General features: G+C 72.4%; 19 protein-coding genes and 2 tRNA genes. 15 read left to right on the plus strand and 6 right to left on the minus strand.

Annotated features, from left to right (window positions below; translation table 11 throughout):
- Positions 1–447 precede the first annotated feature (447 nt).
- The 6 genes from rplU to ABWI04_RS34880 all read left to right on the plus strand — a co-directional run bounded on the left by rplU (position 448) and on the right by ABWI04_RS34880 (position 6,792).
- Positions 448–765 carry a 50S ribosomal protein L21 gene (gene rplU / locus ABWI04_RS34855; protein WP_179836635.1) on the plus strand — a complete coding sequence of 106 codons (318 nt, stop codon included), beginning with the start codon at positions 448–450 and terminating at the stop codon, positions 763–765.
- A 14-nt stretch (positions 766–779) separates the two neighbouring features.
- Complete coding sequence (rpmA, locus tag ABWI04_RS34860; RefSeq protein WP_067640985.1) at positions 780–1,037, plus strand: 50S ribosomal protein L27; 258 nt, start codon at positions 780–782, stop codon at positions 1,035–1,037.
- A 95-nt stretch (positions 1,038–1,132) separates the two neighbouring features.
- Positions 1,133–2,530 carry a GTPase ObgE gene (gene obgE, locus ABWI04_RS34865; RefSeq protein ID WP_353835074.1) on the plus strand — a complete coding sequence of 466 codons (1,398 nt, stop codon included), beginning with the start codon at positions 1,133–1,135 and terminating at the stop codon, positions 2,528–2,530.
- A gap of 63 nt (positions 2,531–2,593) precedes the next feature.
- Entirely contained in the window at positions 2,594–3,700 is a 1,107-nt protein-coding gene (proB, locus tag ABWI04_RS34870) for a glutamate 5-kinase (RefSeq protein ID WP_345180823.1), read from the plus strand.
- A gap of 13 nt (positions 3,701–3,713) precedes the next feature.
- On the plus strand, positions 3,714–4,973 hold the full coding sequence (locus ABWI04_RS34875) for a glutamate-5-semialdehyde dehydrogenase (RefSeq protein ID WP_345180821.1): 1,260 nt from the start codon (positions 3,714–3,716) through the stop codon (positions 4,971–4,973).
- Positions 4,974–5,037: 64 nt separating this feature from the next.
- Positions 5,038–6,792: a TIGR03767 family metallophosphoesterase gene (locus ABWI04_RS34880; RefSeq protein ID WP_353835075.1), complete on the plus strand. Its 1,755-nt coding sequence runs from the start codon at positions 5,038–5,040 to the stop codon at positions 6,790–6,792.
- A gap of 52 nt (positions 6,793–6,844) precedes the next feature.
- Here ABWI04_RS34880 and ABWI04_RS34885 read toward each other — a convergent pair whose 3' ends face one another.
- A complete protein-coding gene (locus ABWI04_RS34885; protein ID WP_353835076.1) occupies positions 6,845–7,879 on the minus strand; it encodes a M48 family metallopeptidase in 1,035 nt (344 codons plus the stop codon).
- A 91-nt stretch (positions 7,880–7,970) separates the two neighbouring features.
- Here ABWI04_RS34885 and ABWI04_RS34890 point away from each other — a divergent pair, with 91 nt between their 5' ends.
- From ABWI04_RS34890 to ABWI04_RS34925, 8 genes are all read left to right on the plus strand, one after another.
- Entirely contained in the window at positions 7,971–9,257 is a 1,287-nt protein-coding gene (locus tag ABWI04_RS34890) for a phenylacetate--CoA ligase family protein (protein WP_345180814.1), read from the plus strand.
- A 52-nt stretch (positions 9,258–9,309) separates the two neighbouring features.
- Positions 9,310–9,909, plus strand: a complete 600-nt coding sequence (nadD, locus tag ABWI04_RS34895) for a nicotinate-nucleotide adenylyltransferase (RefSeq protein WP_345180812.1) — start codon at positions 9,310–9,312, stop codon at positions 9,907–9,909.
- Positions 9,910–10,053: 144 nt separating this feature from the next.
- Positions 10,054–10,467 carry a ribosome silencing factor gene (rsfS, locus tag ABWI04_RS34900; RefSeq protein WP_345180809.1) on the plus strand — a complete coding sequence of 138 codons (414 nt, stop codon included), beginning with the start codon at positions 10,054–10,056 and terminating at the stop codon, positions 10,465–10,467.
- Positions 10,460–11,122 (plus strand): histidine phosphatase family protein, encoded by a 663-nt coding sequence (locus ABWI04_RS34905; RefSeq protein WP_345180807.1) that lies wholly within the window; start codon positions 10,460–10,462, stop codon positions 11,120–11,122. Before rsfS ends, ABWI04_RS34905 begins: the two co-directional genes overlap by 8 nt.
- Positions 11,123–11,197: 75 nt before the next feature.
- Positions 11,198–11,270: transfer RNA gene (locus ABWI04_RS34910), tRNA-Ala, on the plus strand.
- Between the two features lie 475 nt (positions 11,271–11,745).
- On the plus strand, positions 11,746–11,937 hold the full coding sequence (locus ABWI04_RS34915; protein WP_345180804.1) for a hypothetical protein: 192 nt from the start codon (positions 11,746–11,748) through the stop codon (positions 11,935–11,937).
- A 113-nt stretch (positions 11,938–12,050) separates the two neighbouring features.
- Positions 12,051–12,446: a hypothetical protein gene (locus ABWI04_RS34920; protein WP_345180802.1), complete on the plus strand. Its 396-nt coding sequence runs from the start codon at positions 12,051–12,053 to the stop codon at positions 12,444–12,446.
- Between the two features lie 84 nt (positions 12,447–12,530).
- Positions 12,531–12,603: transfer RNA gene (locus ABWI04_RS34925), tRNA-Ala, on the plus strand.
- 47 nt (positions 12,604–12,650) lie between these two features.
- Here ABWI04_RS34925 and ABWI04_RS34930 read toward each other — a convergent pair.
- From ABWI04_RS34930 to ABWI04_RS34940, 3 genes are read right to left on the minus strand one after another with little or no spacing between them, the layout of a single operon-like run.
- Positions 12,651–13,751, minus strand: coding sequence for a baeRF2 domain-containing protein (locus ABWI04_RS34930; RefSeq protein WP_353835077.1), 1,101 nt, complete (start codon positions 13,749–13,751; stop codon positions 12,651–12,653).
- Positions 13,752–13,799: 48 nt separating this feature from the next.
- Positions 13,800–14,309 (minus strand): DUF1360 domain-containing protein, encoded by a 510-nt coding sequence (locus tag ABWI04_RS34935; RefSeq protein WP_345180798.1) that lies wholly within the window; start codon positions 14,307–14,309, stop codon positions 13,800–13,802.
- A gap of 58 nt (positions 14,310–14,367) precedes the next feature.
- On the minus strand, positions 14,368–14,625 hold the full coding sequence (locus tag ABWI04_RS34940) for a DUF7218 family protein (protein WP_353835078.1): 258 nt from the start codon (positions 14,623–14,625) through the stop codon (positions 14,368–14,370).
- A gap of 67 nt (positions 14,626–14,692) precedes the next feature.
- Between ABWI04_RS34940 and ABWI04_RS34945 the strand changes: the two genes are divergently transcribed.
- Positions 14,693–17,911 carry an ATP-binding protein gene (locus tag ABWI04_RS34945; protein WP_353835079.1) on the plus strand — a complete coding sequence of 1,073 codons (3,219 nt, stop codon included), beginning with the start codon at positions 14,693–14,695 and terminating at the stop codon, positions 17,909–17,911.
- Between the two features lie 100 nt (positions 17,912–18,011).
- Here the strand turns inward: ABWI04_RS34945 and ABWI04_RS34950 are convergent, their stop codons facing one another.
- On the minus strand, positions 18,012–18,833 hold the full coding sequence (locus tag ABWI04_RS34950) for an ABC transporter permease (protein ID WP_345180789.1): 822 nt from the start codon (positions 18,831–18,833) through the stop codon (positions 18,012–18,014).
- Position 18,834: 1 nt separating this feature from the next.
- Positions 18,835–19,806, minus strand: coding sequence for an ATP-binding cassette domain-containing protein (locus tag ABWI04_RS34955; protein ID WP_353835080.1), 972 nt, complete (start codon positions 19,804–19,806; stop codon positions 18,835–18,837).
- Between the last annotated feature and the right edge of the window lie 596 nt (positions 19,807–20,402).

Below are 20,402 nucleotides of genomic sequence, written 5' to 3' on the forward strand. Positions count from 1 at the left end.
CGGGCGAGCTGAACGGCGCCGTGGAGGCCGCCGGCGAGTCCAACGGGTCCGCGCCCGCGGGCGACCAGGACGGTGCCGAGCCCGCCCGCCGGCGCCGTGCCCGGCGCCCCCGCGCGACCGCGGCGCAGGCCGCCGACGGCGGCGAGTCCTCGGACTGACGCGGTAGCGGGGCCCTGGCCGGACGCGTTCGCGTTCCGGCCAGGGCATCCGGTACCCTTGACCTTCGGCGCGTCATCGGCGCGTCGCCCGAATCCGCACCGCGAGCCCCGTCCGGGGATCGTTCGGTGCTCACCTCATCGATCCGGTGGGGCACAGCAGAGAGCGCCAGGGTCCTCCTGGTGTGCCGCCCTCGGCCCGGTGCCGGGGGTAGGCCCCCGTCCGGGGGCTGGTAAGCCACGCGTGGGACCGGTTCACTCCGGAAGCGCGCGCAGACGAAGGGTTTCCGCGGTGTACGCGATTGTCCGCGCAGGCGGCAGGCAGGAAAAGGTCGCCGTCGACGACGTGCTGACCGTCGACAAGCTGGCCGGTGACGTCGGGTCGACCATCACGCTCCAGCCCCTGCTGGTCGTGGACGGCGACGACGTCGTGAGCCGCACGGCCGACCTCGCCCGCTACGAGGTGACCGCCGAGATCCTCGGCGCGGTCAAGGGCCCCAAGATCAACATCATGCACTACCGGAACAAGACCGGGTACAAGCGGCGGATGGGTCACCGTCAGCCGTACACCGAGGTCAAGATCACCGGTATCAAGGCCGGCAAGAAGTAAGGGAGAGCGGTCTCATGGCACACAAGAAGGGCGCATCGTCCAGCCGCAACGGTCGCGACTCCAACGCCCAGCGCCTCGGTGTGAAGCGCTTCGGCGGCCAGGTCGTCAACGCCGGCGAGATCATCGTCCGCCAGCGCGGCACCCACTTCCACCCCGGCCCGGGCGTCGGCCGCGGCGGTGACGACACGCTGTTCGCGCTGGTCGCGGGCGCGGTGCAGTTCCGCCGCTACCGCGGTCGCAACGCGGTGAGCGTCGTCCCGCCGGCGGAATAGTCCGCCGGGGGCAGCGACTTTTTGTTCGAAGGGGCGGACCGTTTCCGGTCCGCCCCTTCGCCGTTCTTACCAAGGTTTTCCTGAGGAGAGTCACCGTGGCCGCTGGAGCGGGATCGGGCGCGCAGTTCGTCGACCGGGTGGTGCTGCACGTCGCGGCGGGCAACGGCGGCAACGGCTGCGCCTCGATCCACCGGGAGAAGTTCAAGCCGCTCGGCGGCCCTGACGGCGCCAACGGCGGGCGCGGCGGCGACGTCGTCCTCGTCGTCGACTCGAACGCCGCGAGCCTCCTCGAATACCACCGGCGCCCGCACCGCAAGGCGGGCAACGGCAGGCCCGGCCAGGGCAGCCTGAGGACGGGCGCGGACGGCGACGACGTGATCCTGTCCGTCCCCGACGGCACCGTGGTGAAGTCGGGCGACACCGTCCTCGCGGACCTCGTCGGCGAGGGCACCCGGTTCGTGATCGCCAAGGGCGGCAGCGGCGGTCTCGGGAACGCGGCGCTGGCGACGGCGAAGCGCAAGGCGCCCGGGTTCGCGCTGCTCGGCGAGCCGGGCGAGGAGCGCGACGTCGTCCTGGAACTGAAGAGCGTCGCCGACGTCGCGCTCGTCGGGTTCCCGAGCGCGGGCAAGTCGTCGCTGATCGCCGCGCTCTCGGCCGCCAAGCCGAAGATCGCCGACTACCCGTTCACGACGCTGATCCCGAACCTCGGCGTGGTGAGCGCGGGCGACACGACGTTCACGGTCGCGGACGTGCCGGGCCTCATCGAGGGCGCCAGCGAGGGCCGCGGCCTCGGCCTCGACTTCCTCCGCCACATCGAGCGCTCCTCCACCCTCGCGCACGTCCTCGACTGCGCGACGATGGAACCGGGCCGCGACCCGGTCAGCGACTTCGAGGTCATCGAGCGCGAGCTCCAGGCCTACGACCGGGTGCTGGGCGACCGCCCGCTGTCGGACCGCCCCCGCATCGTCGTCCTGAACAAGGTGGACGTTCCCGACGGCCGCGACCTCGCCGAGATGGTGCGGCCGGAGTTCGAGGCCCGGGGCCTGCGGGTGTTCGAGGTGTCGGCGGCGTCGCACGAGGGGCTGCGGGAGCTGTCGTTCGCGATGGCGGCGATGGTGTCGGAGTACCGCGCCTCGCTGCCGGCGGCGGAGCCCACCCGCATCGTCATCCGGCCGGAGCCGGTCGGCGGGGACACCGACTTCGAGGTCAGGACCCTCGGCGACAACACCTACCTGATCACCGGCACCAAGCCGGTCCGGTGGCTGCGCCAGACCGACTTCGCCAACGAGGAGGCCGTGGGCTACCTCGGCGACCGCCTCGCCCGGCTCGGGGTGGAGGACGCGCTCGCCCAGGCGGGCGCCAGCGCCGGCGCCACGGTCCTGATCGGCACCATGGACGACTCGATCGTCTTCGACTGGGAGCCGGAGGTCGCGGCGGGCGAGGGCACGTCGGGCCCGCGCGGCACCGACCGCCGCCTGAGCGGCTGGTCCTGAGCGAATAGCCCGGGGACGTGGGGACGTTCCCGTAGAGAGCAGTGGCGTGAGCGGAGCTGAGTCATGAGTGGGCGTGAGGCGGTCGCGAAGGCGCGGCGGATCGTGGTGAAGGCGGGCTCGTCCTCGCTGACCACGCCGCAGGGCACGATCGACGTGAACCGCGTCGACGCGCTGGTCGACGTCCTCGCCGCGCGCCGCGGCGAGGGCACCGAGATCGTGTTCGTGTCGTCGGGCGCGATCGCGGCGGGGCTCGGCCCGCTCGGGCTGACCCGCCGCCCGCCCGACCTCGCGACGCAGCAGGCGGCGGCGAGCGTCGGGCAGGGCCTGCTGTTCGCCCGCTACACCTCCTCGTTCGCCCGTTACGCGCTGACGGTGGGGCAGGTGCTGCTCACCGCCGACGACATGATGCGCCGCTCGCACCACCGCAACGCCCAGCGGACCCTCGCGCAGCTGCTCGCCATGGGCGTCCTGCCGATCGTGAACGAGAACGACACCGTCGCGACCGACGAGATCCGGTTCGGCGACAACGACCGGCTGGCCGCGCTGGTCGCCCACCTGATCCGCGCGGACGCGCTGGTCCTGCTCTCCGACGTGGACGCCCTCTACACCGGCGACCCGCGCCGTCCCGGGAGCCGCCGCGTCGACGACGTGCGCGGCCCGGACGACCTCCGGGACGTCGAGCTCGGGGGCTCCGGGCGGGTCGGCACCGGCGGCATGGTCACCAAGGTCGAGGCGGCGAGGATCGCGGGCATCCCCGTCGTGCTGACCAACGCCGCGTCGGCGGCGCGCGCGCTTTCCGGCGACCAGGTCGGGACGCTGTTCCACCCGGCCGAGGGCCGCCGGATGTCGACCCGCAACCTGTGGCTGGCGCACGCGACGACGGGCCAGGGCCGCGTCATGCTGGACCCGGGCGCGATCGAGGCGGTCGTGCGGCGCCGCAAGTCCCTGCTCCCGGCGGGGGTGACGGGCGTCGAGGGCGACTTCGCCGCGGGCGACCCGGTCGACCTGTGCGACACGGCCGGCACGGTCGTCGCCCGCGGCCTGGTGAACTACGACGCGTCCGAGATCCCCGAGCTGATGGGGCGCTCGACGCGCTGGCTGGCCCGTGAGCTGGGCGCCGAGTACGAACGCGAGATAATCCACCGCGACCATCTGGTGATACTTCGATGACGGGAGCCTGCTGATGAGCGACGAGCGCGAGGAGTTCCTGCGGGTGGCGCGGCGCGCCAGGGAGGCCGCCGCCGGGCTGGCTCCGCTGCCGCGGTCGGCGAAGGACGCGGCGCTGAACCGCATCGCGGACGCCCTGGTCACCGCCGCCCCGGAGATCGTCAAGGCGAACGAGGCCGACGTCGCGCGGGCCCGCGGCAACGGCACCTCCGAGTACATGATCGACCGGCTGAGCCTGTCGGAGGAGCGGATCGCCGCGATCGCCGACGCCGTCCGGAAGGTCGCCGCGCTGCCGGACCCGGTGGGGGAGACGGTCCGCGGGAACGTCCTGCCGAACGGGCTGGAGCTGCGCCAGGTGCGGGTGCCGCTCGGCGTCGTCGGGATCATCTACGAGGGCCGCCCGAACGTGACCGTGGACGCCGCCGCGCTGTGCCTCAAGAGCGGGAACGTGGCGATGCTGCGCGGCTCGTCGTCGGCGTACGACTCCAACACGGTGCTGGTCGAGGTGATGCAGGGCGCGCTCACCGGCACCGAGGTCCCGCCGGACGCGGTGCAGCTCGTCCCGGGGACGTCCCGCGAGTCGGTGAAGCACCTGATGCGGGCGCGCGGCCTGGTGGACGTGCTGATCCCGCGCGGCGGCGCGTCGCTGATCAACTCGGTGGTGGAGGAGTCGACCGTCCCGGTGATCGAGACGGGCGTCGGGAACTGCGCGGTGTACGTGGACGCCGCCGCCGACGCCGACACGGCCCTGGACATCCTCCTGAACGCCAAGACGCAGCGTCCTTCGGTGTGCAACGCCGCCGAGACGTTCCTCGTGCACGCCGACATCGCCGACACGTTCGTCCCGCGCGCGCTGGAGGCGCTGGAGAGCGCCGGTGTCACGGTGCACGGCGACGAGCGGATCCGCTCCTTCGGCGCCAACGTCGTGGAGGCGACCGAGGACGACTGGTACGCCGAGTACCTTTCGCTCGACATCGCCGCCCGCGTGGTCGACTCCCTCGACGACGCCGTCGCGCACATCCGCCGGTACGGCTCGGGGCACACCGAGGCGATCGTCACGACGTCCCAGCCGGCCGCGAAGCGGTTCGTCGCGCTGGTCGACTCGGCGGCCGTGATGGTGAACGCCTCGACGCGCTTCACCGACGGCGAGGAGTTCGGGTTCGGCGCGGAGATCGGCATCTCGACGCAGAAGCTGCACGCCCGCGGCCCGATGGGGCTGCCGGAGCTGACGTCCACCAAGTACGTGGTGACCGGGGAAGGGCACGTGCGCGGCTGAGCTCCGGATTTGTGACATTTTTGCCATTGATGTCACGTGTGCGGGTGTGGTCTGATTCACGATTGTGACTCGTCAGTACAGCCGCCGCCGCGTCCTGCGGGACGCCGCCCTCGGCGCGGGGATCGCCACCACCGGACTGGCGGCCTTCCCCGCCCGTCCCGCCGCCGCGGCGCCCGCGCTGCGCGGTCCCACCGCCGGCACCACCCTCGACCGGACCTACCTGCTCGGCGCCGCGGGCGCCGGCGGGTACCGCAAGGTGACCACCGGTCCGGGTGAGCCGCACCTGCTGCGCCGCGACCTCGGCGGCGCCGCCTCCGCGCGGCGGGCCGCCACGCGCCGCGGCGTCCTGGCGTTCGGCCACCTCACCGACGTCCACATCGTCGACGCGCAGTCCCCGGCCCGCGTCGAGTTCGTCGACCGGCTCAAGGACGGCCTGGACGTCCTGCCGGTCGAGGGCGCCTACCGGCCGCAGGAGATCCTGTCCACGCAGGTCGCCGAGGCCATGGTGCGGGCGGTGAACCGGGTCGGGCGCGGACCGGCGACCGGGCTCGGCCTCGCCTTCACCATCAACACCGGCGACGCCGCCGACAACGTCCAGTACAACGAGCTCCGCTGGATCATCGACCTGCTGGACGGCGGGCGCATCCGCCCCGACTCCGGCGACCCGAACCGCTACGAGGGCGTCATGGACTGGGCGTCCTACGACCGCTCGTTCTGGCACCCCGAGGGCCCGCCGCCCGGCGCCCAGGCGGACCTGCCGACCACCAGGTACGGCTTCCCGCGCGTGCACGGCCTGATCGACGCCGCGCGCCGCCCGTTCCAGGCGACCGGGCTCGACGCGCCGTGGCTGGCCGCGTTCGGCAACCACGACGGGCTCGTCCAGGGCAACCTGCCGGTCAACCCGCTGGTCTCCGGCCTCGCCACCGGCGGCATCAAGATCGGCGCTCCGGCGGACCCCGGCCAGGCCGAGCGCCTCGCCCGCATGATGAGCCGGGGCGACGCCGCCGAACTCGTCCGCCTCAGCCGCGAGCAGGGCGGCGCGGGCGGACTGTTCCGCCCGGTGACCCCCGACCCGGACCGCCGCATGCTGTCGCGCGCCGAGGTCGTCGCCGAGCACTTCAAGACCACCGCGTCCCTGCGCGGCCACGGCTTCACCCTCGCCAACCTCCGCGACGGAACGGCCTACTACGCCTTCGACAAGGGCGTCGTGCGCGGCCTCGTCCTCGACACCGTCAACCCCAACGGCTACTCCGAGGGCTCGCTCGACCGGAAGCAGCTCGCGTGGCTGGAGTCGCAGCTCAAGGCGGGCAGCAGCCGCTCCATCGCCCCGGACGGCACGGTCGTGAAGCGCGCGGTGAAGGACCGGCTGTTCGTCCTGTTCAGCCACCACCCCATCGGCTCGCTGGAGAACCCCCTCGGCGGCGACCGCGTCCTCGGCGACGAGGTCGAGGCGCTCCTGCTGCGCTACCCGAACGTCGTCCTGTGGGTGAACGGGCACACGCACCGCAACCAGGTCATCCCGCACGCGCGCAAGGGCGGCGGGGGCTTCTGGGAGGTCAACACGGCCGCGCACATCGACTTCCCGCAGCAGAGCCGCATCGTCGAGCTGGCCGACAACGGCGACGGCACCCTCTCGGTGTTCGCGACGGTCCTCGACTCCGCCGGGCCCGCCTCCTACGGCGGCCGCCTCACCGACCCGGTCGGGCTGGCGTCGCTGTCCCGCGAACTGTCGGGCAACGACTGGCAGGACCGCGACGAGAACCGCCGCGGCGAGGCCGCCGACCGCAACGTCGAGCTCCTCGTCCCCGCCCCCTTCTGAGAACGGCGAAGGGCCGCCGCGTCCGTGTCGCGGCGGCCCTGGCCCGGCCTGGTCAGTTGCCGGACGTGGGCCCGTTGTCGCGCCGGGTGAACCGGTCGAACAGCCCGCCGGCGGCCCCCGCCGCGGCGTCGGCCATGTCGCGGACCTTGCCCACGAACGGGTCGGCCGTCCGCTCCCACGACTCGCGGTACGACTGCGCGGCCTCCTTGATCCCGTCGCGGACCGACGCGTTGCCGTCGTCCTCCCGGCGGGCGTAGTCCCCGGCCAGGATGCGGTCGTACTCGCCGCTGCGCGCCCACTGCTCGATCTCGGCGAACCGGATCACCGCGAACGGGTGCGACTGCCCGAGCAGGTTCATGAACTTCAGCAGCCCGTCCCGCACGTCGCCGGCCGCGTCGTACTCGCGCGCCTGCTGCAGGAACGCCTCGCTGCTCATCTCGCCGAGCCGCGTCCCGCCCGCGAGCTTCATGTTCACCCGCTTGGCCGCGTCGAGGTCCTGCCCGGCGAGCAGCCCGGCCCGGTCCGAGGACAGCTCCGCCTTCCGGAACCACTCCCGCAGCCCGATGATGATCGCCGCGATGCCGACGTTGCCGAGCGGCAGCCACGCCAGCCGCGCCCCGAGCTGCAGCAGGATCTGCATCATCGTCTGGTACACCGCGTGCCCGGACAGGATGTGCCCGACCTCGTGCCCGACGACGAAGCGCAGCTCCTCCTCGTCGAGCAGGTCGATCAGGCCGGTGTTCAGCACGATGAACGGGTGGTCGGACCCGAGCGCCATCGCGTTCGGCGTCGGGTCCTGCCGTACGTAGAGCTCGGGGACCTCCGGCATGTCCAGGATGTAGGAGGCGTCCCGGACCATGTCGTAGATGTGGCGGAACTGGTCCTCCCCGACGCGCACCGTCCCGCCGAGGAACATCAGCCGCAGCGACCGCTCGTTGACCAGCCCCGACAGCTTGCGCAGCACGACGTCGAACCCGGAGAGCGAGCGCAGCGCGACGAGCGCCGAACGGTCCGCCGGGTGTTCGTAGGCCCGGGAACTGATCCCCGGGAACCGCGTACGTGCTCGATCCGGTGTGTTCTCCGTCATGTCTGGCATGGTAGTTCCGACGATCCACTTTGCCGCAGGGTTCCCCGCCGCGGGAGCCGCGTCCGGCTCCGGCCGCGCCCGGGAGGCAGCCATGTTCGACCCGAAGGCCGAGGCGATGTCCCTCGACGAGCGCGCCGCGCTGCAGCGGCACCGGGTGTGGGGGCTGGTCGACCGGCTCCTGGCCGCCGGCGGCGTGCAGGGCCGGCGGCTCAGGGAGGCCGGGGTCGGGCGCGGGGCCGACGTGACGCTCGCGGGGCTGCGGGACCTTCCGTTCACCACCAAGCAGGACCTCTGGGACCACTACCCGTTCGGGATGCTCGCCGTGCCGCGCGACCAGGTCGCCGCCGTGCACGGGTCCAGCGGGACGCGGGGACGCCCCACGCTCGTCGCCTACACCAGGGCCGACCTCGACCTGTGGGCGGCGATGTGCGCGCGCTCCCTGTCGTGCGCGGGGGCGTCGCCGGGCAGCATCGTCCACAACGCCTACGGGTACGGGCTGTTCACCGGCGGGATCGGCATCCACCAGGGCGCGGTGGCGCTCGGCGCGACCGTGGTGCCGATGTCGGGCGGCATGACCGACCGGCAGGTGCGCATGCTCGCCGACCTCCGTCCCGACATCCTCACCTGCACCCCCGCGTACGCGCTGCGGCTGGGGGAGGCCGTCGCCGAGGCCGGGGTCGAGCCGACGTCGCTCAAGGCCGGGCTCTTCGGCGCCGAGCCGTGGTCGGAGGAGCTGCGCACGGCCATCGAGGACGTCCTGCCGATCAAGGCGATGGACGTCTACGGGCTCTCGGAGATCATCGGGCCCGGGGTGGCCACCGAATGCCTGGAGCAGGACGGCCTGCACGTCAACGAGGACCACTTCGTCGTGGAAGCCGTCGACCCCGCCACCGGCGTCCCCGTCGAGGACGGCGTTCCGGGCGAGCTCGTGTTCACCACCCCGACCAAGCAGGCGCTGCCGCTGCTGCGGTACCGGACGGGCGACATCGCGTCCCTCACCCGCGGCGAGTGCGCCTGCGGACGGACCCTGGTGCGGATGAGCAAGATCCTCGGCCGCGCCGACGACATGATCGTCGTCCGGGGCGTGAACGTGTACCCGAGCGAGGTCGAGCGGGTCCTGCTCGGCTCCGGGCTCGTCCGGCCGCACTACCAGCTCGTCGTGGACCGGCGCAGCCCCACCGCGCGGCTCATCGTCGCCTGTGAGGCCCTCTCCGGCGATCCGCGGGCCGCGCTCGTCCACGCCCTGTACGAGACGCTCGGCCTCACCGCCGAGGTCGCGGTCCTGCCCGAGGGGACCGTGCCGAGGGTGGAGGTGGGCAAGGCCGTCCGCGTCGTGACCTGGGAGGACGGCGGGCCGCCGCTGCCCGGCCTGGCCTGAGCCGCCGGGGGCGGAGGTTCCGGACGCGGACCGGCTGGCTATTGTCGTCGCTATGACGCAAAAGCGGCGCATGGGGATCATGGGCGGCACGTTCGACCCGATCCACCACGGGCACCTGGTGGCCGCCAGCGAGGTCGCGCACTTCTTCTCCCTGGACGAGGTCGTGTTCGTGCCCACCGGCCTGTCGGCCCACAAGGAGGGGAGCAAGGTCGCCGCCGCGGAGGACCGCTACCTCATGGCCGTGATCGCCACCGCGTCCAACCCGCGCTTCTCCGTCAGCCGCGTCGACATCGACCGGCCCGGCGCCACCTACACCGTCGACACGCTCCGCGACATGCGCGAGATCCAGGGCCCGGACGCCGACCTGTTCTTCATCACCGGTGCGGACGCGCTGGAGAAGATGCTCACCTGGCACGACACCGACGAGCTCTTCGAACTCGCCCATTTCGTCGGCGTCACCCGCCCCGGCCACCGGCTCGCCGACCCCGGGCTGCCCGACGGGCGCGTCTCCCTCATGGAGGTGCCCGCCCTGTCGATCTCCTCCACCGAGTGCCGCGAACGCGTCGGCAGCGGCGAACCCATCTGGTACCTCGTCCCGGACGGGATCGTCCAGTACATCAACAAGCGGGGGCTCTACCGCGCCGCCGCCTGACGGGCGCCGCGGCCACATATTCTGGACGGGGAACGGGGCCGCATCTGCCATTGCGGTCGAACAACAACAAAGAGGTCGATCGTCCGCCGCCCATGAGAAGGTGGGAGCGGAGACGACCCCTACAGGGAGGATCGCGAGCGCATCGTGACCGCATCCGAGAGGGCGGCGCAGCTCGTCCGGATCGCCGCCGAGGCGGCGGGCGACAAGCTGGCCGACGACATTCTTGCCTACGACGTGAGCGAGCAGCTCGTCATCACCGACGCGTTCCTGCTCTGCTCGGCCCCCAACGACCGCCAGGTCCGCGCCATCGTGGACGAGGTCGAGAAGCGCCTGCGCGAGGAGGCCGAGGCCAAGCCCGTCCGCCGCGAGGGCGAACGCGAGGGCCGCTGGGTCCTGCTGGACTACGCCGACATCATCGTGCACATCCAGCACGAAGAAGACCGCATGTTCTACGCCCTCGAACGGCTCTGGAAAGACTGCCCTCTCATCGCCCTGCCGGAGAGCGTCACCGCCCACCAGGCCCAGCGCGCCCGCGCCGTCGGGAGCCCGAGTGAGTGACGCCCGCCCCGCCCGCGAACCGGGCAGACGCCGCCTCGTCCTCTGGAGACACGGCCAGACCGCCTGGAACGTCGAACGCCGCTTCCAGGGCAAGACCGACATCCCTCTCGACGAGACGGGCGTCGCCCAGGCCCAGCGCGCCGCCCGGCTCCTCGCCGGCCTTCGCCCCACCGCGCTGCTCTCCTCGCCGCTGCGCCGCGCCGCCGACACCGCCCAGGCCCTCGCCGAGGTCACCGGACTGCCCGTCGGCTACGACCGCGACCTCATCGAACGCGACGGCGGCGCCTGGGAAGGCCTCACCTCCCGCGAGATCCGCGAACGCTACCCCGCCGAGCACGCCGCCTGGCAGCCGCCCGGCGGCGAGACCAGCGCCCAGGTCGCCAAACGGGTCGGCTCCGCGCTCGAACGCGCCCTCGACGAACTGGAGCCCACCGGCCAGCTCGTCGTCGCCTCCCACGGCGCCGCCCTCCGGCTCGGCATGTCCCACCTCCTCGGCCTCCCCGAAGAGACCTGGGAACGCCTCGGCGGCCTGTCCAACTGCTGCTGGTCCGTCATCACCGAGATGCGCAACGGCGGCTGGCGCCTCGCCGAACACAACGCCGGCACCCTCCCCGAACCCGTCCTCAGCGACGACCGCCCCGACGCCGGCACCTGACCAAACGATTCGAGACCAGCCCCGGCCGTCCTATACACTGGCTGGGCGCCGCGGGATGAACGTCCACGCGGCGGCGGGGCTATGGCGCAGTTGGTAGCGCGCCTCCATGGCATGGAGGAGGTCTGGGGTTCGAATCCCCATAGCTCCACGAACGGAGTTGGGAGGACCGTGCCCACGGAAAGCGTGGGCCGGGACTCCCTTCTTCATGTCTGCCTGGGGGGCGACCCCCAGACCCCCGATGTGGGGGCTCCGCCCCCACGCCCCCTCCCGGCTCAGGTTCCTGGGCATCTGCGGGTCGGTGCGGCTTGCTCCTGGTGATTTGGGGCTTCGCCCCTTGCCCCCTCCCGGCTTAGGTTCTTGGCGTTTGCGGGTCGGTGCGGCTTGCTCCTAGTGATTTGGGGCTTCGCCCCTTGCCCCCTCTCGGTTGAGGTTCTTGGGCGTCTGCGGTTGGTGTGGCTTGCTGTTGGTGATTTGGGGCTTTGCCCCTCGCCCCCCTTGTGGTTGAGGTTCTTGGGCGTCTGCGGGGTGGTGTGGATTTGCTGTGGGCGGTCTGGGCGGGGGCGGGGGATGGTTTCATGCGGGGTATGGGAAGACACCGCAGGGGGGCTCCGCGGGAGGTCACCGTGGCCGACCTCATCGATGAGCTGCGCCGGTTCGATCCGGGCGCCGAGGTGCGGCTGGCCATCCAGCCGCGGATGCCGCAGGAGCACGCCGTCGGGGCCGTTGCGCAGGCGGACGGGATCGTCTGGATCGGCGACGGGGGGCAGCGGGGCTACGCGCCCGACGAGGTCGGCGAACGCCTCGGGTGGGGCTGACGCAAAGCCTTCACCATGGCGGCGGCTACCTTTCCTCCGCCCGCGCTTCACCTTGTCGATCATGCGGGAAGGCCCTCACATGGCGATGCATGATCGAGATGAGGGTTGACCCCATGAGAAGCCGGTTCACCGGGAAGAGGATGCTGCTGGCCGCAGCGGTCGCCGGAGCGTCCGTCGCGGCGGCGGCCGCTCCCGTGCAGGCCGCTCCGCCGCCCGACTCGGAGGCCAACCAGGTCGACGACTGCGCCGAGGCGCTCAACGTGCTGTCCTCGTTCAAGCTGCTCCCGAACCAGCCCGACCTCGGCCGGACCCTGTGCTCCATCGCGAAGCAGCAGAGGGATCAGAAGGACAAGTACACCAACGAGGTCCACACCGAGTACACCGACGACAACGGCAAGAAGGTCGAGAGCGACACGTCCCTCGGCTCGGTCGAGTGGCTCAAGAGCTTGACCGTCCACGTCCCGACGGTCAACGACCACTGGTACGTCTACACCTCGAAGAGGCCCTGACCCGCGCGCCGGCCGCGGAGGGTCGCCCCTCCGCGGCCCGCGCGTCCCAACCGCTCCCAACGTGCACTAAGCTTTTCCTCGCGAGGGGCTATGGCGCAGTTGGTAGCGCGCCTCCATGGCATGGAGGAGGTCTGGGGTTCGAATCCCCATAGCTCCACGAACGACTCAGGAGTGGTCGCCAAAGGCGCCACTCCTTTTCGTTTCTCAGGCCGTGAAACGCAGGATGGCGCCCACGTGCAGAGTGGGGGCCTGGCCGTTCGTGGGCAGGACGACGAGTTCGCCGTCCGTCGCGGCGGCCGCTCGCACCAGGGCGGCGTCGGCGCGGACCTCGCGGGGGTCGGCGACGCCGAACTCCTCACGCAGCTCCTCGGCGGTGGTGGCGACCTGGGACGGATCGGGGCCCACCCACAAGCGGGCCTGCGAATCCGGTTCGTCCGCCAGCAGGAGCGTCTCCACCCGGGCCTGCCGCACGGCCTCCGTCGTCGCGTCCAGTCCGGAGACGGCGCGCTGCCCGTTGGCGAGTTCCCTGTCGAAGCGCGCCGCCACGGTCATGATGCGCTCGGTCGACTTCAGCTGCAGGAGGCGGCGCAGTTCGGCGTCGAGGTCCGGGTCGTCGACCGTGGTGTTCTTGTCGGCCTCGACGGTGTGCTCCAGGACGTGGTCCGAGACCTCCTCCAGGACGGCCGTCCGGGCGCGGGTGTCGCCGGCGATCACGACGGCCTCGGCGCCGCAGCGCTCCGCGGCCCGGTCGATCTCGTGGGCGACCTTCTTGGCGTTGAGCTTCCAGACGTTCTCCGAGGAGCGCTGGAACCGGGACTGGTTCCAGTCGCCCGCCTTGACCTTGCGGATGGGGTAGTCCTCGTCCCCGTCCACGTCGATGCGCTCGTGCTTCCCGTCGGCGGTGACGCAGTCGATCACGCCGCCGCGCCGGTCGACCACCGCGAGCAGGTGCGGGAACCGCTCGCCGCGCTCGACGAGGTAGGGCAGGACGTCGGGGAGCGGGGCGAGGGTGGCGCGCGTGCCGCGGGGCGGGCCCGGGAGGCGGTCGCTGTGCACGACCTCGCCGTCCGCCGCGAAGATCACGATGCCTTCGGAGCGGCGCCGCGCCATGTCGTCCTGGACGGTCTGCTCGATCGCCCGGAGCGTGGCGTCCGGCGTGTGCTGGGCCTCCAGTTCCGAGCGCAGCGCCCGCCACCGCAGCTCCGCGGCCTTGGACGCGTCCTCGGTGGTCCGGGTGAGGTCGGCGTACACCGACGCGTACGGTCCCGGCCGTTGGTAGAGCGTTTTGAGGAATGCCAGATCCATGGGTTGGCCGTACCCCCCGTATCTGTGACAAACGTTTCGGTTGGGACGTCAGCCCTCGGCGGACTTCTGGAGCCGCGCGTAGGCGAGCTGGAGCCAGTCCGACCCGGCGACCGCGGTCATCGTGGCTCCGGCGAGCCGGGTCGCGTCCGGGGCGAACACCAGCCCCGCCGCGTACGCCGTCGCCACCCACTGGGCGGTGCAGAACGGGCACGTGATCAGCTCGCCCACGGCGTGCCGGACCCCCTTGCCCCGCACCTCCTCGGACAGCTCGGCCGGGCCGGCCGTCCCCGAGTAGCGGGTGAACGGGGCGCGCAGCGGGCTCGTCACCGGGTCCTTGGTGATCAGCCGGGACGCCTTGTGCGTCGTGACCGTCATCAGCGCCAGGTCGGCGAGGCCGATCGCCGGGGTGCGGTCGCGGAGGCGGCGCCCGAGCAGCGCCAGCGTCGCCGTGGTGAGGCCGTAGACGGCGAGCGTGCCGAGGTACGAGCCGAGCGGCCGGTCCTCCCCGGCCGCGTACTCCTCCTTCTGCTTGCGCGCGGTGTCGACGACCGCGTTCATGGGCTCTCCTTCGTTCGGGGGGACGAGTGCGCGGCTCGCCGTCCTCGGCGGGGCGTCTCTAGTGGTCGCGCAGCGCCTTGACCAGCTCCGACTTGGTCATCGAGGAGCGGCCCTCGACGCCGATCTCGCGGGCGCGCTTGAGGAGGTCGTCCTTCGTCCAGTGGTCGTAGGAGGGGCTCTTGCCGCCCTTGCGGCCGATCGTCTTCTCGCCCTGGTTCGCGGACGCGTTGGCGATCCGCGCCGCCTTCTCCTTGCTCTCGCCCTTGTCGCGGAGCTCCTGGTACTTCTTCTCGTCCTTGATCTGTGCTCTGGGCATAGGGAATCCGTACCCGGCTCGCGGGATCCACACATCGGGGACAATGGCTCCCGGGAAGGGGGCCATCGTGCGCATCGGCATCCTGGGACCGCTCGACGTGCGGGACGGGGCGGCGCGGCCCGTCGAGGTCGCCGGCCGCAGGCTGCGGGCCCTCCTCGTGCGGCTGGCGGCCGAGGCGGGCCGTCCCGTGTCGGCCGAGCGGCTGCTCGACGACCTGTGGGAGGGCGCCCCGCCCGGCGGGAACGCGCTCCAGGCGCTCGTTTCCCGGCTGCGCGGCGTCGCCGGGCGCGACATCGTCGAGCACGGTCCGGCCGGCTACCGGCTCGGGATCGACCCCGCCGAGATCGACGCGGTCGCGTTCGAGCGCGGCGTCTCCGCCGCCCGCGCGGAGCAGGACCCCTGCGCGCGGGCCGAGGGCCTGCGCACGGCGCTCGCCCTCTGGCGCGGACCCGCCCTCGCCGACGTCGCCGACAGCGATTTCGCCTTCCCGACCATCGCGCGGCTGGAGGAACTCCGCCTCGCCGCCGTGGAGGACCGCGTCGACGCCGAGATCGCCGCCGGGCTCCCCGTCCCGCCCGTCGCCGAACTGGAGCCCCTCGCCGCCGCGCACCCGCTGCGCGAGCGGCTGCGCGGCCAGTTGATGCGCGCCCTCTACGCGGCGGGACGCCAGGCCGACGCCCTGGAGGTGTACGAGGAGACGCGGCGCGCCCTCGCCGACCGGCTCGGCGTCGACCCGTCCCCGGAGCTGGCCGCCGTCCACCTGTCGATCCTCCGGCGCGAGGCGGCGGCCCCGCCGACCGAGCCCGCCGCCCCGCGGCCCGCGCGCACCAACCTGCCCGCTCAGCTCACCAGCTTCGTCGGCCGGGAGGAGGAGTCGCAGCGGGTCGGCAAGCTGCTCCGCGAGACCCGCCTGGTCACCCTCACCGGCCCCGGCGGCGCCGGCAAGACGCGGCTGGCGGGGGAGAGCGCCGCCGCGCTCGTCGACGAGATGCCGGACGGCGTGTGGTTCGTCCCGCTCGCCCCGGTCAGCGACCCGGGCGACGTCGTGCACGCGGTGCTGTCGGCGCTCGCGGTCCCCGAGACCGTCCGCCCCGCCGAGACCCGCGTGGCGGTGCGGCCCCTCGAACGGCTCACCGACTTCCTCGCCGCCAAGCGGACCGTGCTCGTCCTCGACAACTGCGAGCACCTCATCGACGCCGTCGCGCGGCTCGTCGACCACGTCGTCGCGCACGCCGACGGCGTCCGCGTCCTCGCGACCAGCCGCGAACCGCTCGGCATCACCGGCGAGTCGCTGTGCTCGGTGCCGTCCCTCCCGCTGCCGGCCGAGGACGCCGCCGACCCGGCCGACGCCCTCGGCTACGCCTCGGTCCGCCTGTTCGCCGACCGCGCCGCCGCCGTCCGTCCCGGCTTCGCCGTCGACGCGGGCAGCGTCGCCGACGTGGTCGCGATCTGCCGCGAGCTCGACGGGATCCCGCTCGCGATCGAGCTGGCCGCCGCCCGGCTGCGCTCCCTCACCCCCGGACAGGTCGCGGCCCGCCTCGGCGACCGGTTCCGGCTGCTGACCGGCGGCAGCCGCACCGCCCTGCCCCGGCACCGGACCCTGCGCGCCGTCGTCGACTGGAGCTGGGATCTGCTGGACGAGGAGGAGCGCACCGTCCTGCGCCGCCTCTCGGTGTTCGCCGGCGGCGCCACGCCGGACGCCGCCGTCCGCGTGTGCGGCCTCGACGCTCCGGACGCCCCCGACCCGCGGGACGTCATCGACGTGATCGCCGCGCTCATCGACAAGTCACTGGTGATCGCCGACGGCGACGCCGAGGTCCGCTACCGGCTGCTGGAGACCGTCCGCGTCTACGCGGGGGAGCGGCTGGAGGAGGCCGGCGAGACCCGCCGCGTCCGCGACGCGCACGCCGCCTACATGGTCGAGTTCGCCGAGCGGGCCGAGCCGGAGCTGCGCCGCCACGACCAGCTGGTCTGGTCCGCCCGCCTGGCCGCCGAGCGCGAGAACTTCAGCGTCGTGTTCCGGCACGTCACCGAGACCGGCGACGTCGAGTCGGCCCTGCGGCTCGTGGCCGGGCTGGTGTGGTTCTGGATCCTGCGCGACATGGAGCGGGAGTCGGGCGGGTGGACGGTCGTCGTCCGCGACATGGCGGGCGGCGCCGCGCCTCCCGGCCTGGAGGAGGCGTACGCGCTGTGCGTCGTCTTCGCCACCCTCGTGACCGAGCTGACCGATGTGGCCGGGCCGACGAGGGAGTCGATGCAGGCGGCGGTGAAGAGGACCCTGAGCGTCGTCCCCGGGTCGCCCGCGCATCCCGTGCTCGCGCTCGCCGAGACCGGGGCCGCCATGTTCGGCGGCGACGTCGAGGGGATCCGGCGCAGCCTCCACCGCATCCGGGAGCACGCCGACCCGTGGGTGCGGGCCGTCGTCCGCGTCATCCTCGGGCACATGGGCATCAACACCGGCCAGATCGACGACGCCGCCGAGCAGGCCGCCGACGGCTACGCGCGGTTCCGCGAGCTGGGCGACCGGTTCGGAATGATCGTCGCGCTGAGCGGCATGATGCAGGCCGCCGTGGCGCGCGGCGACCTGACGGAGGCGCTCCGCCTCGGCGAGGAGGCGTACGGCTACGTCACGGGCGGAGTCAGTCCCGAGCAGGGCGCCACGCTGCTCGCCCACCTCGCACGGGTGCGCGCCCGGCGGGGCGATATCGCGCGCGCCCACAGCGACCTCGAACAGGCCATGGCGCAGGCCGAGCGGGTCGGCGAGTTCGCCGAAGCCGCGACCTCGTCTCTTCTGCTGTGCGAGCTCGCCTTGCAGGAGGGTGACCGCGGGGCCGCGCGCCTTCATGCCGATCGCGCGTGCGCGTGGGTCCAGTCGCGCGGGCATCGTCCTGACTTCGCGCAGGCCGTCCGCAAGACGCACAGCCGCCTCGGCTGCCTCGCGGAGGAGGACGGCGACCTGGAGGCCGCGAAGCGCTGGCACGTCCAGGCGCTGAGCGATCTGCAGAACGACGTGCTGCTGGGAAACCCGACCGTGGCGGACGTCGTCGAGGGCGTCGCCGCCTACGCCGCCGCGCGTGGGAAGCACGCGCGCGCCGCCGAGCTGCTGGGCACGGCGCACAACCTGCGCGGCTACGGCGACGCGGGGAGCTACGACGTCGGCCGGACTCTGTCGCTCGTCCGCGGCGTCCTCGGCGAGGAGGCGTTCACCGCCGCGTACGAGCGCGGGCGGCGGGTCACCCGGGACGACGTCTTCGACCAGGCGGACGGACTGGTCACCTTGCTCTGATCGCATGCGCTCTCCGGGCGGTCGTTCGGCACCGGAAAGGCGCGTCGCCCCGGAGACCGACTCTCCCGGGGCGACGCGCGTTCGGAGGCGAGGCCGGACGTCAGGCCCTCCGCGAGTACATGCGCATGGCCAGCGGGAACGTGACGACGACGATCCCCGCCGCCCAGGCGAGCGTGTACCAGACGTGGTTGCCGACGGGGCCGCCGACGGTGAGCGCGCGCACCGACTCCGCCAGGTGCGTGATCGGGTTGACCTTCGTCCACGCCTCCAGCCAGCCCGGCATCGTGGACGTGTCCGGCACGAGGATGCTGCTGCCGAACGTCAGGGGCATCACCCAGATGAACGCGAGCCCCTGCACCGTCTCCGGCGTCGGCGCGACCAGCCCCACGAGCACGGAGATCCAGCAGACGGCCAGATAGAAGACGTAGGCCAGCGCGAACGCCGCGATCACCGACAGCGGATCGGTGTGGAACCGGAAACCGAGGACCGACCCGAAGGCCACGAGCACCGTCATCACGGTGATGAACCGGACCGTGTCGCCGAGCACGGTCCCGAGCAGCGGCGCCGAACGAGCGATCGGCAGGCTCCGGAACCGGTCGAACACGCCCTTGTGGATGTCCTCGTTCAGCGCCGTCCCGAGCCCCATCGTGGCGAACATCGCCATCTGCGCGACGAGCCCCGGAAGCAGCTGCTGCAGGTACGAATGCGTGTCGCCGGCCACCGCGCCACCGAACACGTACAGGAACAGCAGCAGGAACACGATCGGCATCAGCGTCGTGTCCAGCAGCTTCTCGGGCGAGTGCTTCAACTGGGAGACGTTGCGCCACGCCAGCGTCAGGCCGTGCCGCAACGTCCTTCTCATGCTGATGCGCGCGGGCGGTTCTGCGGCGGACGGACGGCTGTCAACGGTGATGGCGGTCATGTCAGGCTCCCTCGGGAACGAGTTCGGGCGTGGGTTCTTCGGCGTGGTGGCCCGTCAGTGTGAGGAACACCTCGTCGAGGCTCGGCATCCGCAACGCCAGCTCGGACGCCACGATGGACGCCTCGTCCAGCCGCCGCACCAGAACCGACAGCAGGCGCGGATCGTGCACGGGCGCCGTGACCAGACCCGCGGCCTCCTGGACCTCCGGACGCTCCCCGGTCAGCTCCGCCACGATCGCGGCGAGCTGCGCCGCGCGGAACGGCTCGGCCGCCCGGACCACCAGCGTCCGCCGCCCGATCCGCCCCTTCAGATCGTCGGAGGTGCCCTCCGCGATGACCCGCCCCTGGTCGAACACCGCGATCCGGTCGGCGAGCGCGTCGGCCTCCTCCAGGTACTGCGTGGTCAGCAGCACCGTCGCCCCCTCGGCGACGACCTCCCGGACCGTGTCCCAGACCTCGTTGCGCGCCCGCGGGTCCAGGCCGGTCGTCGGCTCGTCCAGGAAGATGATTTCCGGGTGGTTGATCAGGCTCGCCGCCAGGTCCAGCCGCCGGCGCATCCCGCCGGAGTACGTCTTCACGGCGCGGCCGCCCGCGTCGGTGAGCCGGAACCGGTCGAGCAGCCGCCGCGCCCGCGCCTTCGCCTCCGCGCGGCCGAAGTCCAGCAGCCGGGCGATCATCACGAGGTTCTCGAAGCCGGTCAGCTCCTCGTCCACCGACGCGTACTGCCCGGTCAGCCCGATCTTCGCCCGGACGCGCACCGCGTCCTTGACCACGTCGAACCCGCCCACCTCGGCGCGTCCGGCGTCCGGCTTCAGCAGCGTCGCCAGCACGCGCACCGCGGTGGTCTTGCCCGCACCGTTCGGTCCGAGGACCCCGAGCACCGTCCCCCGGCGGGCCGCGATGTCCACTCCGTCCAAGGCCTTCGTGTCCCCGAACCGTTTCCGCAGCCCCTCCGCGCGGATCACATCGTCCATCTGAGTGCCTCCCGTAGGTCCTTCGCTGTGACGGTCACCACCGTGGGCCACGTCGCTGATGCCACGCGGACACCGGTGGGCGGACGCTGACGTGACGCTGACGGGCCGGTGACGCCGGTGACTTGAACCGCGCGTGACCTGGGAGTTTCGGTGAAGGGACGAACAGGTGGCCGGTCTCGATTTGACGGGCCCTCCGAGGCTGCCTAATCTCTGTGGTGCCCCAAGGGGATGCGGGACGCCGACAGGCGGACGGCCCCGGGGGACACTGACAGAGGAAAACGGTTCGCAGCGTTCTGCGCACCGGGGTACTCTTGAAGGACAAGCCCGGACGGGATGCAGGACGCCGCAAGGTGGCCGGCCCGCAGGGCGCCTCCCACGGAACGATCTCTCCGAGTCTCTGGCTTGGTGTCGTGTCGTCGCGTGGGGGACGGGCACACCTTCGACGGTCAAAAAGATCTTCGCAGATCGACTTGACAACGAGGATGCGCCTGGTAAGTTAGCAGGGTTGCCCCGGAGCCGGGGTCCGCGAGAGCGGGGTTCGGCGCGGTGGGTGTCCGTTTCTTGAGAACTCAACAGCGTGTTAAAAGCCAGTGCCT

This window comes from Actinomadura sp. NPDC000929 (assembly GCF_040492065.1).
Taxonomy (GTDB): Bacteria; Actinomycetota; Actinomycetes; order Streptosporangiales; family Streptosporangiaceae; genus Spirillospora; species Spirillospora verrucosospora.